Raw genomic sequence first — 15,444 nt, 5'->3', positions numbered from 1 at the left:
ACCATGAAAAATTTTCTCTGCTACTACGGAGAAGATAACCGAATTGTATTTACTGACGGGCTCAACCTAATACTAGGTGCCAATGGCTATGGCAAAAGCAAGCTATATGACGCCTTTCAGTGGGTATTTAATGACTACATCACAAACGAAGCTTTAGCACCAGCAGTCAGGTATACTAGTGACCTAGGAAAAGCCCTTATAAATGAACGGGCGCTTACAGAAGCAGAAATAGATGCCAAAATCACCTGCGAGGTTTGCATTGAAGTGTCCCGTGGTGCTGGGAATACTTTTCAACTTATCCGGCGCCTTCACGTTGTAAAAACTGCTGATAATGAGTTTAAAGCTGCCACAGGTAGCCAATTCATAGTCAAAAAGAAGGACGTTCTGGAATTCAAGCCGTTGAGCGAAGCCGATGGTAAGCTAGAAAGAGAAAGACTTATTCCTGCTGAAGTGATGCCTTACCTCTGGTTTCAGGGGGAGCGTGGGGTCAGCAACATCATCGATACTTCGCGCCGCGAATCGTTGAAGCAGATTGTCAATAGGATGTCCGACACGCAGAAGTGGGACGATTTTATCGACATCACTAAACAGGCCTACTCGATAGCGGATAAGGAGTTTAACCAGGCGCTTAGTAGTGATTCAAGCCAACGCCAAAAAGCGAAGGAGTATCAGGAACAGCAAAAGGTAGCTCAAGACAATCTTGAAGCAGTTGAGGCAGAGCTAACGGAGGTAGAGAAGAACCTAGACAGGGCCACTCAAAAGCATGAGAACATTGCTGGGCAGTTGGCCGCAGCGCAAAAAATCAATGACCTAAAAAAAGACCGTGACGTGCTGGGCACAGCACTTCGCTCAGCAACAACTCGCTACGACAATCTCAAACTAGGCTTTGCAAAACGGCTATTCACCGACTCGTGGCTGCTGATGGGCACCGACGATTTAGTTGACCAGTTCGAGCAGAAGTACAACGATTATGAAGCAATCGTAAGAGATAGGAAGGTAGCGGCGCAAGTTGCTTTCAATGAAGCAGAGCGTGAGCAGACGCGCCTACCTGAAGGTGTACCAGACCGTAATACTGTGCAACTCATGCTGCACGATGAGCACTGCCAAGTGTGTGACCGGCCCGCACCGAAGGGCTCAGAACCCTATCTGGCAATTGAAAAATTGTTGGAAAAGCCTAAGCCAATCAAGCCACTCGAAACACCACCTAATATCGCAAAAGAGCTACGTGAATTGTACCGGGCAGGCATGAACATGCAGGGCAAGTATAGCAAGGCACCTGAGCAGATTCGCGCCACCTATCTTGAACAAATCAGTCTAGAAGGTGAAATGCGCGATTTGGAAGACCAAATCAAATCTATTGAAGAAGCTATTTCCACGGAAGTGATTAATAGCGGCTTGGAGGAGAAGGACGCTGCCGGAATGCTGAAATCAATCCGGTCGGCCAATGATGACACCCATACTTATTCCGCACAAGCGGAAAAGCTGCGCACTGCCCGCGAGAAATACACAACGCAACTGAATGACATCAAAAACGGGCTCACAAAGCTCTCGGTAGATGTCAAGATGGACCCTAAACTGGCACAGAAAAGAAAAATGCTGGATGACTTGCGTGAATTAGCTATCCGCATGAAGTCTACGCAATACAAAAAGCTCATCCATCAACTAGAAGAAACAGCTAATCAGCATTTCAAGGAAATGAATGAGCCAACAGGTGCCTTTTATGGCACTATTAAATTTGTACCCGATGGGGACGGCTACATGCCGCAGATTCACGATGATGCCGGCCGACGAGTTGATAACCTGAATACGTCTCAGACAAGCTCATCGAAGTTGGCAATCATCATGGCCATCGTTACAGCCAACCAAACCCGAGGGTTAGCTGACCAATACCCATTGATTGCTGACGCACCGATTTCAGATTTTGATGCCGTGAAAGCGCGAGCGTTCTTAGCTCAGACTGCTCGCGCCTTCGGACAAAGCATTGTCATTGTTAAGGATTTCCTGGATGCTGACCCTACACAAACGGGGCAGTACCAAGCGGACACTGCGCGGCTCACACAAATCAAGCAGGACGTTGAGGCAGCAGGCAAGACACTTAATATCTACCAATTGGCGATTCCAGCGGGCCAAACTGCCCAAAACCGCAAGAATCTATCTGTACGAATCAATCCGCTGGCTATCTAATGGAAAAGCTGAGAATCAAGTTTCTGGAGAAAGTCGCGCTTTACCCGAAAACCTACGAAGAATTGGTAACCCGTTTGACTCGGGTAGGCGACGTAAGTAAAAGCCTTGGCACCAACGAAGAGCAATTTGAAAGAGGCAAGGCATTTGGCTCTGTTTACGAATGCTTCATGTACGCTACTATGGTAGGCATAAAGGCCCGAAACCCATTGCCATTTGAGCGCGGCGGGGCAGGCAAAAAATTCCTGCCAATTAAAGACTGGAAGCCTGATACCATTGTTCAGTACATCTTTATGAGTTTGCTGGCTCTAGGTGATTTTCCTTTGTCGGACTTGGAGGCATTGAACACTGATGCTGAGGATAAGAAGGCTAGCGAATTGGTTAATTTGATGGAATGCTACGCGAAAGGAGGCTTTGAACTCATGTCGGAGAAACGCAAAGCGTCACCGCAATTTTTTGAGTCCCCTAGTAACGTAGTGACCTTTTTGAAGGAAATGAAGCCTTCAGATAATTAGGTTATCCTGGCCATCTCATAGTTAGCCTCGAACACGGCGCGGCCGAAGCCGGCGGATGGATAGCCAGCGTAGTCGCAAGGATACACTATGGAAGTACAGTCCGGCACCGATTGTATCAAAAGATACTCCGGGCTGAGTGGTGCTGCAGCCAGGGCTAGTGAGGAAGCAAGCGGTTATTTATAGATGAGTTGCTATGGAAAAGCTAGGACTACGCTCAATTGATATCAAGTATCTGATTGGGAGAGACAACCTCAAGCGGGATATTCTGTACTTCGATAAAATACTCTATGATAAAGTAGAGCTGCAGATGAGCGGCTATCTAGTTGACTCCGTGGGCAAGGTCCTATTGGGTGAAGCTGAGTTTAAAGAAGTGCTGAAATATCAGCAAACAGAATTAGACTACTTAACCGAAGCTGGCTTACTAGTCCCATTCGACAGCAACAAATTAGAGCGTATTGCACGGGAGAAAAACTACGCTGATTTCATCGAGCAATATGATGAGCACAGAAAACAGAAACTGTTATTCTCACACAGCGACGTCATGCAGCTTGGCAGCGCCATTCAAACTATCCAGCTTTTACTGTCAGGACAAGGCCTACTCAATGGCAACTCCATTTATAACAACTACTTTTTTTCTGTTTTGCTGAATCGAATTGAGGATAAACCCATAATTCCCGTTACCAATGCATTCGTGCCTGAAACTGATAAAGCGAACGGCCAGAAATACCAAGTATTAGAGCTTGTGTTAGGTAAGCTTCCGATGATAGATGACTCAGTGAGCTGGGAGCAGATTATTGATTTCAAAGCTGACCCTGATTCCAAGCTAAAATTTGCTCGGCTGCAGAGTTGGATGATAGACTTATCGCGCGGCAATTATGATAAAGCAGAAGCCAGCGATAAGCTGGAGCACTTATATCAGGAGTACACCGCGCACATGCGCAAGCACAAGGTTAAATCGACTTATGGCACTTTGAAAAGCGTCTTGATAACAGGTAGTGAGATAATAGAAGATTTGGCTAAGCTCAAATGGAGCAAAGTGGTGAAGACGCTGTTTGATATTGCGGATAGTGAAACCCAACTAATGGATGCGCAAAACAATGCGCCAGGCAAGGAAGTGGCCTATATCTATCACGCGGCCGAACGGTTTAGCGCTTCATAGAAACAACCTCGTACCTACGCCCAAAACGGTACATAACGAGCGTGTTTGCGGGCGGTGCTGTCGGGGTCTTGTAGCTTGATGAGCTTGGCTGCGAGGGCATCGTTGATAATGCGCGTGGCCGTGCTGTAGGCTTCGTCAGGGATGTTGAGTCGGGTACGCAGGGTCTGATTGCTCATCTTCTGGTGCATGACGTATTGCAGGCAGCAGTGCTGGTAGGCGGCCTGGATGCGCTCGGCGCGGTCCATCTCAGAGAGTGGGCGGGGCGCAAACAGAATGACTTTGGTGTGACGGTCGAGGGTCTGCACCAGTAGGGGCGGCAGCTGGTATAGCTCTACTTCGCCCACGGCGCGGTCGATACCACTGCCGCGCTCTTCGCAGATGTGGGCCAGGCGCATGAGAGCGGCTAACGACTCGTTGCGCGACTGGTTTTCGTCGATGAAGCGCAGCGGGTCGATGATGGGCAGGCCGGGGTTGGTGATTTCGATGCGGTCGGAATAGATTTCGACCAGCGGGCCGGTGCCAGTGAGGGAGAAATCCTGATGTACGAGGGCGTTGGCGACCAGCTCGCGGATGGCCAGCTCGGGGTACAGGCGAACCTCCTGGCGCAGGGCGGGGCCCACCAGCTCATTGGCGGGCAGTTGGCCGTTTATCCAATCTACTAACCCTTCGAAGCCGGACGCATAGCCTTTGCCACCAGTTTGCTCCCGGACTATTTTGCTGCGTTTGCTGGGGCCGTCGTACACGATAACGCGCATGGCTTTGCGGGCCAGGTCTTCGAAATCATTCAGGCGGCGGGCGAATAGCACGGCCCCGAGGTTGGTGATGGTGTAGGAGCCGCTGCGGCCACTTATCAGCTTCTGCTTGCTCAGCTTCTCGAGCACCGCTTCCTGCGTAGTGGGCTGGGGCTGCTTGAGCAATTCAAAGTAGGCCTGCACGTCGAGGAGCCTGATGACTTCTGCGGCCGTGAGGCGGGTAGCGGCGTCGCCTTTTTCGAATGCCTGATGTGCGGCGGTGTGCCAAAGCTTGCGCTCTTTGTCGGGGTATTCGCGCAAGGGCTTGGTGATGCTGTTGACGCGGATGTAAGCCTCGTTCTGGAAACGCACGGGGCGGTCGGCGGCGGCGGGCACCTCGAACAGGACAATGGGTTGGCCCCGGTGTTCAAACTCTACGATGCGAAAGTCCAGGCGCGGGTCGAGCATCCGGCTCAGCCACATTTCCAGGTCTTCGTTGCCTTTTTTGGCGGCGCGGGGCTGAAAGCTGGTACCGACAACGGCGAGTGTAGCATCCTGCACACCATAGACGAGGTAGCCGTTTTCGCGCCCGTGCAGGCTGGCGCCGTTGGCCAGCGCAGCGAGGCGCTTGCCGATTTCATCGGGGTTGCTGTTGTTTTCTTTGAACTCAATCCATTCCCGCTCCCCCAACTGTAAAAGCCGGTCGAGGGTGTTTTGATAAACGGTGTGGTCTTCTGGCTCCATTTTGCACTTTTTACCCCTTTTGCTTCATAACGCTTCATAAGAAAAATGCCCTGAGAAGCTGGAAATCGGGCTTACCTCAACACATTTTGACACAATTCGACACAAGCATTCATAAAAGAGTTGGATGAACCCTTGTTCAACGAGTCGTCGTTTGAACGCGAGACCTCCGGCGGCCCTCAGGGTCTACGATGCATCCAGGCTTGGTACAAGAGTCAATGTTTGCTTGCTCGTGGCCGCTGCTTAAGCGGCACCGTTTCCAAACATGAATGTTTGGTAGGGCTTACCGGTATTACGAGCGAACAAGTTTTGAAACTGCGACCAGCTAGAGCATTGGCTCATCCACAGGGTAGCCTCCTGAATGTACTGCTTGAGAAGCTCAGCGCCTTCTTCAGTCAGCATTTGAAAGTGCTTGAACATTAAGTCACCGGCAGCGGTGCGCGGATTCCTGGACCGCAATTCGGGAACGGTGCCGTTGGGAAACCGATTGTAAATGTATTCGATGGTCCAAGCACCAACGATGCCGGGACGATTGCGCAGGTTTTCAGGCTCCGTGGACCACTGGTGAAGACGGTAGATTTGCTTATAAAACTCTTTAGGAAAAGTTATTACATAGGGCTTGAGCTCACCGATAATGCGCGCAAGTGTCGGATTGTGTAGTTTAAATCCTTCCAGGAAATGCTTTTCGTTCTCCTTATCAAGGGCAGCATCCGTACCAGGCTCGTCTATAAACGCCTGTGCTGCGGCGTACATTTCGTTTTTCTCATCGGCAGAGCTAACTGCGGGAAGCTTAATTACTCGCTCTTGCGAAGCAACCGGTGTGCGTTTGGATTTGGCCATATTAATACTAAATGCCTTTGAAAAATTCGTTTTCGGTTTGTTTAGCTATTTCTTTAAGAGCTACCTTATTCTGCCACGGGTTTCCTTTCAACATAGGTAATGCTTCGGCGGCGCTGGGTATTAAGTGTTTGAATTTGGCCCAAACCTTCTCATCCACTTCTTGCATCTCCCAACAATAGCGGGCGTAAATCACACTCGGATGCACTTGGTTTACCCGAGCAAATTCTTCCACGAAAGACCTGTTGCCAATGTGAGGCTTGGCCTGCTCAAATTTTGAGGGCGGTAGCAGCATGTTGTTAGCAAACTCATCCGCTTCTACTTCATGGGGGGAATACAGGTCCAACTCGCCCGTGATGTGATAATAGAAGTTTTTAACGTGTTCGTAATCGAATAGAACGTGGTGAAGCTCGTGCAATAGCGCAAACCAAAATGTGGGGTAGTTGTCGCTATAATTTGTCAATACTATTCCCCACTTATCTTCGACCGGAAAGGTGGCAGCTCGGGCGTAAAGCTTTGGGTCATAAGGCCGCAATATCACAGTTACTCCGAGCTTGAACAAGTCGCGGATGACTTGGTAAAGCCCCTTCTTGACGTTCATAGAAAACCAACGCATGCGTTGGACATAGGCTTTGAGTCCGTCGCGGTCGTAGGGAAAGTAATTATTAATTCCGTTCAAGACTTTAGCTGAACGGGCAGCCCAAAAGTCCTTTTCAAAACTTGTTTTGGATTTTGGCTTGCCGCTGCTAAACGTAGCGCCAAAGAGTTCTTTTTGGTAGTCGAATATTGAAACGTAACCGAAATGTGCGATTATGCTCTCCTCGACCTCTTGTAAATTCTTAGGGTCGTCAATGAGGCCTATTTGCTTGAGGTAAGGCAGGTTGAAATGTTCGCGGATGAACAGCTCTTTTTCGGCTGTGCTCACTTCGTGAGCGAAGCTGGATTCCAAATCGCCAACGAAGGACGTGAAGAACTCGGGGCGGGGTATTTGTAAGAAGTCGGCTAGGCGTGCTAGCATTAGCAAGTCGTGACGTTTCTGAGTAGCATCAAGCGCTCCATTGAGGGCACGATGCTCCACCTTTATCTTTGCCAAGGCAGCACTGAAAGAGATGCCCTCAGCCTGAAGGCGGGCCTCGAAGAGTGTTCGCAGGTCCATATTGGGCTTAGTCATGATGCTTGCAAGCAGCCTGTCGACTTGGTGATACTTATCGTGAGGGTGTGACATTCTGGAGTTGCTCGGTAAAATTACCTAAGTCAAAGGTACGTCAAAAAGTGTGCTGTGCAAGTATTCCCCTCACTTCGCAGTAAAAATACCAAGAGTACACAAACGATGACGATGGGGTGTAGATGGCGCGTTAGAAAGTGGGCTGGTCGAATTGAGAGGCAGGCAATGCGCCGGGGCCTGCGCCGAATGTTGTCAAGTCCTGGAAGGTGCCGCGGCGCATGGAGCACGCGGCTATGACTTCATCAGTGGCGCCGTTGCGGTGCTTGGCGATGTCGAACAGGACGGTATCAGCGGTGGCGGTACCGTTCTCATACTCGGCGATATTGTAGTATTCGCCACGCCACATGAACACAATGCAGTCGGCGTCCTGCTCCAGGCTGCCGGACTCGCGCAGGTCGCTTAGCAACGGGCGCTTCTCTCCTCCCCTTTTCTCTACGTCGCGGCTTAGTTGCGAGAGGGCAATGACGGGGGCGTTGAGTTCCTTGGCCAGTTCTTTCAGGCCGCGGCTGATGCTGCCTACCTCCTGTTCGCGGTTGCCCTTCTGGTCGCCGCGCATGAGTTGAATGTAGTCGACCAGGACCAGGCCCAAGGGGTGTTGGGCGTGCAAACGGGCACACTTAGCGCGCAGCTGCTGAATGCTGAGGCCGGGGGTGTCGTCCAAGTGCAAAGCGTGGCCGTGGGTGCGCAGGCGCTGGGCCTGTTGGCGGATGTGAGCCACCTGCTCCAGGCCACCGGGCAGGTTACCGCGGCGTAGGTCGGAATTGCTGTAGCCGGGGACTTCGCTGGCCACCATGCGCTGCATGAGCTGCAGCGTGGGCATTTCGAGGCTGAAAATGGCGGTGTGGTGGCCGTGGTCGAGGGCAGCGGTGCGGGCGAAATGCAGTAGGGCGGCGGTTTTGCCCATTGCGGGCCGGGCAGCTAGTAGCACCAGGTCGCCGGGCTGCCAGCCGCCGGTGAGGCCATCGAGGGCGGTTAGGCCCGTGGGGATGCCGGTGAGGCCACGCTGCTGCACGGCCTGAGCGAGGCGGTCAAAGGTGGGGTCGAATGCGGCGGCGGCCGTTTGGCCGGGGCGGGTTTCGAGGGCCCGATGCAAGCTTGTGAGGTGGGCCTGAGCGTCAGCCAGCAATTCCAAAGGGTCGCGGGTTTGGTCGTAGCCATGAGCGGTTAGCTCGGTACCGACGCGAATGACGACGCGGCGGGCGTGCTGCTCCTGCAACAGGCGGCAGTGCGTTTCGAGGTGGGCGGACGAGTTGATGCGGCTGGTGAGGCCAGCAACGAAGTGCGGGCCACCGGTGCGCTCCAGGGTGCCGCGGTGGCGCAGCTGGGCCACGACGGTAAGCAGGTCGGCGTGGCTACCTTCCTGCACCAGGTCGCGGATGGCCAGGTACACTTGCTGGTGGGCGGCGCAGTAGAAAACTTCCTCGGTTGGCAGGATGGCCAGCAGAGTGAGCTGGGCGTCGGCTTCGAGCATGGCGGCTCCGAGCACGGCGGCTTCGATGTCGAGGGCCTGGGGCGGCAGGTGGCCGCCGGTGGGTGCGGAAATGGCGGGGCGACGGGCAGCGTAGGGCTTTGGTTGATTCTCAGACATGATGAATGGGGTTAGCTCCAGCGAGTGGGGTCAAGGGGTTTGGGAGAGGTGCGGGCTCGGGTTGGGGCCGGCGGGCCGCTACCGCTGCGGTTAGCGGCCGAGGCCTGGAATTGCGGGCGGCGGCGCATCCAGTTGCGGAAGGCGGCGCGCCAGTTGACCATGGGGGTTTTACCGCTGACGCGCCAGCCGTTGCTTTCGTAGTGGTCGCAGAAGGCAGCGGCCTCGGTTTGGGCGTCGGCGCTGTCGGGGTACTGCTCGGTGGCGAAATCCTGTACCTCGGCCAGCGTGGGAGCAGTATTCTTTTTCTTCGCAGCAGTGGGCGCGGGCGCGGGGGCGTCAGCCCCTACGCCTCCCTCTACTTCGTTAGAAGTAGTGAAACTGAAAATGGAAGCCTTTTCAATTGCTTTCGATTTTGGGGGCTTTTGCTTTTTGCTGGAAAGCTTTTGCTTGGCCGGGGAAAGCAATTGCTTGGCGGATGGATTTGCCGGCTCAGCGAGTGAATTTTGGGAAACCAGATGGTTAGTTGTGGAAAGCAATTGCTTTTCGGGCCGGCCGCCTTTGCGGCCGTTGGCAGCCAGCCGCTCACGCTTGATGGCCTGTTTTACCGCTTCCTGGACCAGGCGCGGGTTGTGGCGGTGGGAAGGGTCGTCGGGGGCTAGTGGAAACTTGCTTAGCAGCATCTCGCGGCTCGTGGCCCACTGTTCGGTGGTGAGGCGGGCGGTGCGACGGATGCGGTTCTCGTCGGCTGGCAGGTAGCCGGGACGGTCGGACTGCCAGGAATTGAATAACAGCAGGCAGTAGGCCCCGACCTCATGCACTTCCATGAGCTGCACATCGGGCGAACTCAGAAAGTCGCCGGTGTAAAACATAAATGCGGGGGCCTTCATGCTAGCGAGTGACCGTTAGCTGGTGGGACTCAGCGGCCGGTTGCTCGAACAAATCGAGCTGGCGGTAGTCGGTGCATTTGCCGCGCAGGGCAGCTTCGACTTCAATCAGAGCCGTAGCAAGCGTCGTTTCCAGGAGCCCGGTGTAGGAGTAGCTGGCTTGCTCGTCGTCGAACGACTGGTAAGGTGTGGTCAGATTGAGCACACGGCCGGCAGCTAGCTCACGCTGACCAATGAGCGTGACGCCGCTTTGATGGCGGCCCATGGAGAAGCCGGTGACAGTAAAGGGCTCGAAAAGGGCCGGTAATTCCTCTGATTCGTCGGGCCAGTAGTCGGGCGTCTCGGTTAGCTGCTCGGCCAGCAAGCAGAGGTGCGGAACCAGGCGAGTGAGGGCGTGCGTGAGGTCGGGGTGTACCTGCTCGGCACATGTCAGAGCGAAAGCGCGGGGCGGCGCATCGTGCGTGCGCTGCTCAGTGAATTCGCAGTTCAGGTGCTGGTCTTTAAGCTTGACCTTTTGAATCGTGATGATAGATGCGGTGGCCGCTGAGTCGGGACCGGTAGGGCTATCCGGGTCGGACCCGGTAGGGCCGACTATGGGAAGTAGTTGGGACATGAGCGGAATGGGTTAGGCAACCTGCGCCAGCGCGGGCAGCGGCCGGTTGTAGCGGTTGAGGTGACGGTTAAGCTCGGATTCGCGGAAGCCCCACTCCTTTTCGTTGAGGCGCAAGCCGCTGAGGCGGCCCGCCCGGCGGGCTTTGCGGACGCCCTCGGGGCTGATGTTGAGGTAGGCGGCGGCCTGGCGCACGGTCAAAAGCCGGTCGGGGGCTGGCAGAGCGGGCTTGGGCGTGGCCGATTCGGTGGCTTTAAGGCGCTGCACATCGGCCAGCAGCTGCTGCCACTCCTGTTCGGGGACGAGTAGAGCGACCTGCATGGCTAAGCGGCAGTGACTTTGGTGGCACGGGCTTCGAGAGCAGCGACGCGCTTCTTCTCAGTTTCCACGACGCTGATAAAGGCCTCGGCTACGTCGGCATTGTGGTAGCGGCCAGTCAGGATATTGTAGACCTGCTGCTTGGAGTAGGTCTTGCCCTGGGTGGCCAACAGTTCGACGGTGCGGCGGGCGTAGTCGTTGCGCTTCGGCAGCGTGGCACGCAGTTCGGAAATAATCTTTGCCAAGTGTTCCATTTTGTTTGCTGTTATGTATCTTTGTTTAGACGTTGGTCGTACAAACCTGGCTACCAAAGTTGAAATAAGCAAAAAAAGTTTACCCACTAACAGCAATAAAATTGGAACAAAGAGCGCACGTTGGCGACCGTATTAGCGCCTTAATGAACCATTATGGCCTGTCTGCCTATCAATTGGCCAAAAATTTGGGCTACGAAGGTCCCCAAAAGTTGTACAAGCTGGTTCAGAATAAATCGAAGCCCGGCTACGAAACTTTAATGGACATTCTGGAAAACTACCCGGAGCTGCGGGCAGAATGGCTGATGCGTGGGGAGGCTCCAATGATTCGGACGGATGCGGCCCCGGAGCCCCCTAAAGCGGCGAATGATTACCCCGGCGTCCCCTACGCGGTGACTGTGAACGAGAAGGGCGAGGAGCAAGTGAGCATCGTGAGCACGAAGGCGCAGGCAGGCTACCTGATTGCGCGTGACGTGGAAGAAACCTTAGGGGAGCTGGACACCATTCGCGTGCCGGGCTATCGGGGCAAGTCGGTGCGGGCCTTCGAGGTAGCCGGCGACAGCATGCAGCCGACCATCAGCCCCGGCGACTTGGTTATTGCCTCCTTCACGGAGCGCATGGATTTGATTCAGCCTAAGCACGTGTACGTGGTCGTCACGCATGACCGGCTAATGGTAAAGCGCCTGCGTGGGCCGGTGAAGAAAAACGAGCCCATCGAGTTGCTTTCGGACAACCGGTTTTACGACCCGTTTTTCCTGCCCCAAAAAGACTTGAAAGAGTTGTGGCAGGTAAACGCGCTGCTGACCGGCAGCATCCCGGCTAACACCAATGAAACGTTTGACCGGATGCTAGTGCTGCTGGAAATGCTGGCGCACGACTCGCAACACCTGCGGAGCATTCTGCTGGACGTGGCGGCCCGGTATGATGTCAAGCTGGTGGCGGAAGAGGGATAGTTTCAATCCAAGCCCCCATTTGCGCCCCCATTCTTGGGCGAAGAGTTTTAGCAGCAATGTAAGTTATTGACAAAAAATAGGTTAGCGAGCCTTCGGGACCGGGGACTGTAGTTCTTACACGACCACAATAGTAACTTGAAGCACCCCGTAAGCCAAGCGCTTGCGGGGTGTTTTCGTTTTCAAATAAAATGCAAGTGCAGTATCTAAGAATTTATTTTTAATGTATCATGGTCAGCTGCCTGTTTGCTTGTCTGGCGCTCAATGCTGCTCCGACCTAACTGTAGCGAGATAAATTAACGCCCAAACTATTCCTTCAATAGTTGTCCAGTCCGCGCAGCTACCAGCTTTCGGAGGTCCAGAGAGCCTATAAGGGTGAGCACGTGACGCGCCGTACCGTTTAAGTGCGCCCATAACCGGCTGATGATATCTTGGCTAACCTAGTGCTAGAAAGCGACAATACATTTTATTCTACCAGCTAGCAGAAGGTGAAGACGTACTGGAAATGTTGGTGGCTGAAGCCAAGCTCTCCGCTTAGTTTGTAAATAGCCGTTACGATGCCGCCCATAAAGTAGCTTCCACGCAGGCGGATATGGGCGAGCTGGCATCTAATTTGATGACTTCTTTGATGACTTCAAACTCACCGCACCAAACAAGCCAGGACTACTAGTGCGCGAATCAGTCCTGAAGAAAGTCCTCTCTGAATAATAGCTGGTTTATGAAATTACTTTTTATTGTTTCCTCGCTGCTTTCTTCTGTCGGCCTCTATGCACAAACCACAGCCGTAACTACCCTGCCAGTTGATGCGCAGACCCAAAGAGTGACCTATAGCGAAATAGTTACTGTGGACGGGGTAAAGCAGAGCGAGTTGTATAGCCGTGCTAAACTATGGCTCGCCTTGACATTCGATGACGCCAAGGATGTTATTAAAGTGGATGAGAAGGATGCTGGCCTTCTACTTATCCGAGCCTATACCGATTTGCCAATTCGGCTTACGCAAGGCTCCCTCGCCCCGGTTAACCAAGAGGCAGGCTATATGATGACGTTGAATTTCAAGGACGGGCGCTATAAGTACACGCTTACAAACTACAATTTGATAGTTGGCAGCCTGGCTGTCCCGGTTGAGAAAGAAATTAGCGCTCAAATGAGTAAGCCTAAAAACAAAGGCGCGTTTATAGCAAAACAATATGAAGAACAAGTTGCCACCTATGCCAAGTCACTCGCAGAGAGCCTTAGTGCAACGCTTCACAAACCTGTTTCCGGCGAGGATAACTGGTAATACAATACCAAACAATAGCATATTACCACTAATAGCTTACGTGATTAGCGCCGAAAGCTGACTGGTTGCCGTTCATAATTTCCACAAAAAAGCCTCGATAAAAGTCGAGGCTTTTTTGCTGGTGTTTACTACTCCTCAAGCTGGCACTTGGCTAGCCTGCAGGACAACCGGAGCTTCATGATGTTGCGCACTTGTTTCCATGCTTTTCAACGAAACTGCCCAGACAGCGGCCGGGAACCATCCAATAATGGTTGCTTGTAGAAAAGCACACAGAACACCTTTAAATAAGTGGCCGGTCAGCATCATGCTAAGGCCAAGAAAAAGTAGAGCTAAGAGCATATAATGTGGGTTGAGGGGAATTGCACTTGTAAACTACATATTTATACAATGTTTTTAAAGTTAAATGGGCGATGATTTGCAGCAAATAGGCTTGTTTTTGCTTAGGAAAGCAGCCGGGCTTGGTGAGCAGCGCTGATGATGGCGGGCGCGTTTTTAATGGTTGCAAGTACCACTTCCTTAGCCGCTTGTTTCAGCTCATCTTTGCTTATGTCGCGGGTTTCTTCCAGCACCAAATCACCCATAGTCTTGAAGGCGAGCGTCAAGGCTTTGCGCTTTGGCCTTTCCTGCTTTAGCTGCTCGTATACAAGTGCAATCTGCGCGTTAATTTTCAGCCGCCGAGTGTGAAAAACCGACTCGTTTGCTACCAGCGGTTGTATGGTTTCAAGCACTTGCACCAAGGGCAGTAATTTGGTCGCCGTCGAAACCATGGCGCCACTTAGTCTGTGCCGCTTGCCCCCAGTCGCTACTTCTGCTCCCATAGATTCTGCAGGGCCAGAGCTGACGGTAGCATCCTTTTCGTTAGGGCCTTGCTCTGGCGTTGTTTCGTTTAGGCTTAAACTCATGTTATAAATATAGACTGCACAACGTTACTTTTGAAGCTGTTTAGGAAGTTGCAAAACTTCTCTTGATTATCATGTTGAGCGTGTACCCTTCTTGCAAAGCAATAAATTAGCTGCTGCACTACAGCATCAAATATGACCCGTCGGTTAGCTGGATGCTCCTGATGGTGCTACTGCTTATAGCACCATCAACTGAAGAGAATGCCGCAAATTTTTATTGATATTTAACAGGCGTTTGTTGGTTGTCAGCAACTGTAGACTTAGCAAAAGTCGAGCTAAAAGTCTTTTACTTAGCTCGTCATCAACAATATAAATTAAGCTTTAGCGTAACCTATCCCGCCACCTACATTGCTGCGTAAGGTCTCACTCGCACAAGCCGACCAGATAGTCTATATATCCCGCAGCACGCATGTACGACATCCAGATGTTGCGCTTTACCTTTGAGCCATGAACCGCAAACAACTTATTGCTCAGGCAGCCTTGCAACTGTTCGCGGAGAGAGGGTTCGAGAATACCTCCACGGCGCTGATTGCGAAAGCCGCTGAGGTATCGGAAGCGCTTATTTTCAAGCACTTCGGCAACAAAGACCACTTGCTCGACTACATCATCCGCAGCGGCTACAAGCGCATTATCGAGCAGAGCCGAGGCCGGCTGCCCGATAATGCGCCGCTGGAGTTGATTTACCGCATCATCGATCTACCCTATACGTTGGTGCAGGAAGAACCCGCTTTCTGGAAGCTACAAAACCGATTGGTTGACGTAGCTGTAGCCCGCACGCAGCACGAGCGGTTTTTGCAGCCCTTGCCTGGCTTGCTTACCACGGCTTTTCAGCAGCTAGGCTACCAGCAGCCCGATAAAGAAGCTCGTCTGCTCATGCTGCTGGTGGAAGTGCTCTGGAAAAGTCTGGCCACGCAGGACCACGCTGACATTCCGGAAATGCTAGCCTTCATCAAAACCAAGTACAGCGCTCAGGTGTGAGCTTGTAGCAGGCTTTATTTGGCATTCCGGCAACAATTTATTTGCTATATGTTCTGGGAGGCCCAACCTGCAACAGAAGGCCTGCTGATGGTGCTTCTGTTGCAGGTTGGGCCTGCTTTTAAACTCGTTGGCCGCAACGCACCAAACCGGAATGCATTGTAAGCTTCCCCTGTAAGTAGGCCAGTGAAAAGTAGAGGTTAGGCGGCTTGCCGGAACTCGATGGGGGTCATAAAGCGAAGGGCTTGGTGGGGGCGCAGGTGGTTGTAGTCGTATTGCCACAAGCGGCAGTGCTCGCGCA

The 15,444-nt window shown here is 52.8% G+C and carries 17 protein-coding genes; 6 read left to right on the top strand and 11 right to left on the bottom strand.

Features of this window, described 5'->3' with window-relative positions:
• Window positions 1–3 precede the first annotated feature (3 nt).
• From VF639_RS02305 to VF639_RS02295, 3 genes are all read left to right on the top strand, one after another.
• A complete protein-coding gene (locus VF639_RS02305; RefSeq protein WP_331144264.1) occupies window positions 4–2,184 on the top strand; it encodes an AAA family ATPase in 2,181 nt (726 codons plus the stop codon).
• Window positions 2,184–2,696: a hypothetical protein gene (locus tag VF639_RS02300; RefSeq protein WP_331144263.1), complete on the top strand. Its 513-nt coding sequence runs from the start codon at window positions 2,184–2,186 to the stop codon at window positions 2,694–2,696. Before VF639_RS02305 ends, VF639_RS02300 begins: the two co-directional genes overlap by 1 nt.
• Window positions 2,697–2,889: 193 nt before the next feature.
• Window positions 2,890–3,855, top strand: coding sequence for a hypothetical protein (locus tag VF639_RS02295; protein WP_331144262.1), 966 nt, complete (start codon window positions 2,890–2,892; stop codon window positions 3,853–3,855).
• Window positions 3,856–3,869: 14 nt separating this feature from the next.
• Here VF639_RS02295 and VF639_RS02290 read toward each other — a convergent pair whose 3' ends face one another.
• From VF639_RS02290 to VF639_RS02255, 8 genes are all read right to left on the bottom strand, one after another.
• Window positions 3,870–5,330: an RNA-binding domain-containing protein gene (locus VF639_RS02290; protein WP_331144261.1), complete on the bottom strand. Its 1,461-nt coding sequence runs from the start codon at window positions 5,328–5,330 to the stop codon at window positions 3,870–3,872.
• A gap of 240 nt (window positions 5,331–5,570) precedes the next feature.
• Window positions 5,571–6,167 (bottom strand): P63C domain-containing protein, encoded by a 597-nt coding sequence (locus VF639_RS02285; protein WP_331144260.1) that lies wholly within the window; start codon window positions 6,165–6,167, stop codon window positions 5,571–5,573.
• A gap of 7 nt (window positions 6,168–6,174) precedes the next feature.
• The gene (locus VF639_RS02280; RefSeq protein ID WP_331144259.1) at window positions 6,175–7,335 is read right to left on the bottom strand and encodes an ImmA/IrrE family metallo-endopeptidase; all 1,161 of its coding nucleotides are present in this window, start codon (window positions 7,333–7,335) and stop codon (window positions 6,175–6,177) included.
• A 184-nt stretch (window positions 7,336–7,519) separates the two neighbouring features.
• Window positions 7,520–8,977 carry a replicative DNA helicase gene (dnaB, locus tag VF639_RS02275; protein ID WP_331144258.1) on the bottom strand — a complete coding sequence of 486 codons (1,458 nt, stop codon included), beginning with the start codon at window positions 8,975–8,977 and terminating at the stop codon, window positions 7,520–7,522.
• A gap of 11 nt (window positions 8,978–8,988) precedes the next feature.
• Window positions 8,989–9,864 carry a DUF1376 domain-containing protein gene (locus tag VF639_RS02270; protein WP_331144257.1) on the bottom strand — a complete coding sequence of 292 codons (876 nt, stop codon included), beginning with the start codon at window positions 9,862–9,864 and terminating at the stop codon, window positions 8,989–8,991.
• Window position 9,865: 1 nt separating this feature from the next.
• The gene (locus tag VF639_RS02265; RefSeq protein WP_331144256.1) at window positions 9,866–10,474 is read right to left on the bottom strand and encodes a hypothetical protein; all 609 of its coding nucleotides are present in this window, start codon (window positions 10,472–10,474) and stop codon (window positions 9,866–9,868) included.
• Window positions 10,475–10,486: 12 nt separating this feature from the next.
• Entirely contained in the window at window positions 10,487–10,792 is a 306-nt protein-coding gene (locus tag VF639_RS02260) for a helix-turn-helix domain-containing protein (RefSeq protein WP_331144255.1), read from the bottom strand.
• Window positions 10,793–10,794: 2 nt separating this feature from the next.
• Window positions 10,795–11,043, bottom strand: coding sequence for a hypothetical protein (locus VF639_RS02255; protein WP_331144254.1), 249 nt, complete (start codon window positions 11,041–11,043; stop codon window positions 10,795–10,797).
• 173 nt (window positions 11,044–11,216) lie between these two features.
• Between VF639_RS02255 and VF639_RS02250 the strand changes: the two genes are divergently transcribed.
• Window positions 11,217–11,993, top strand: a complete 777-nt coding sequence (locus VF639_RS02250; RefSeq protein WP_331144253.1) for a S24 family peptidase — start codon at window positions 11,217–11,219, stop codon at window positions 11,991–11,993.
• Between the two features lie 715 nt (window positions 11,994–12,708).
• Window positions 12,709–13,269 carry a DUF4468 domain-containing protein gene (locus VF639_RS02245; protein WP_331144252.1) on the top strand — a complete coding sequence of 187 codons (561 nt, stop codon included), beginning with the start codon at window positions 12,709–12,711 and terminating at the stop codon, window positions 13,267–13,269.
• Window positions 13,270–13,404: 135 nt separating this feature from the next.
• Here VF639_RS02245 and VF639_RS02240 read toward each other — a convergent pair whose 3' ends face one another.
• Together VF639_RS02240 and VF639_RS02235 are read right to left on the bottom strand one after the other, a co-directional pair.
• Window positions 13,405–13,608 (bottom strand): hypothetical protein, encoded by a 204-nt coding sequence (locus VF639_RS02240; protein ID WP_331144251.1) that lies wholly within the window; start codon window positions 13,606–13,608, stop codon window positions 13,405–13,407.
• Between the two features lie 101 nt (window positions 13,609–13,709).
• Entirely contained in the window at window positions 13,710–14,171 is a 462-nt protein-coding gene (locus VF639_RS02235) for a hypothetical protein (protein ID WP_331144250.1), read from the bottom strand.
• Between the two features lie 444 nt (window positions 14,172–14,615).
• Between VF639_RS02235 and VF639_RS02230 the strand changes: the two genes are divergently transcribed.
• Entirely contained in the window at window positions 14,616–15,146 is a 531-nt protein-coding gene (locus VF639_RS02230; RefSeq protein ID WP_331144249.1) for a TetR/AcrR family transcriptional regulator, read from the top strand.
• A gap of 197 nt (window positions 15,147–15,343) precedes the next feature.
• Here the strand turns inward: VF639_RS02230 and VF639_RS25315 are convergent.
• Window positions 15,344–15,444: integrase core domain-containing protein (locus VF639_RS25315; protein ID WP_414654652.1), on the bottom strand; the 101-nt coding region annotated here is incomplete at its 5' end.

This window comes from Hymenobacter sp., assembly GCF_036387835.1.
GTDB lineage: Bacteria > Bacteroidota > Bacteroidia > Cytophagales > Hymenobacteraceae > Hymenobacter.
Note: the sequence above shows the minus strand (reverse complement) of the source record. Positions and strands in the feature narration are given on the sequence as shown.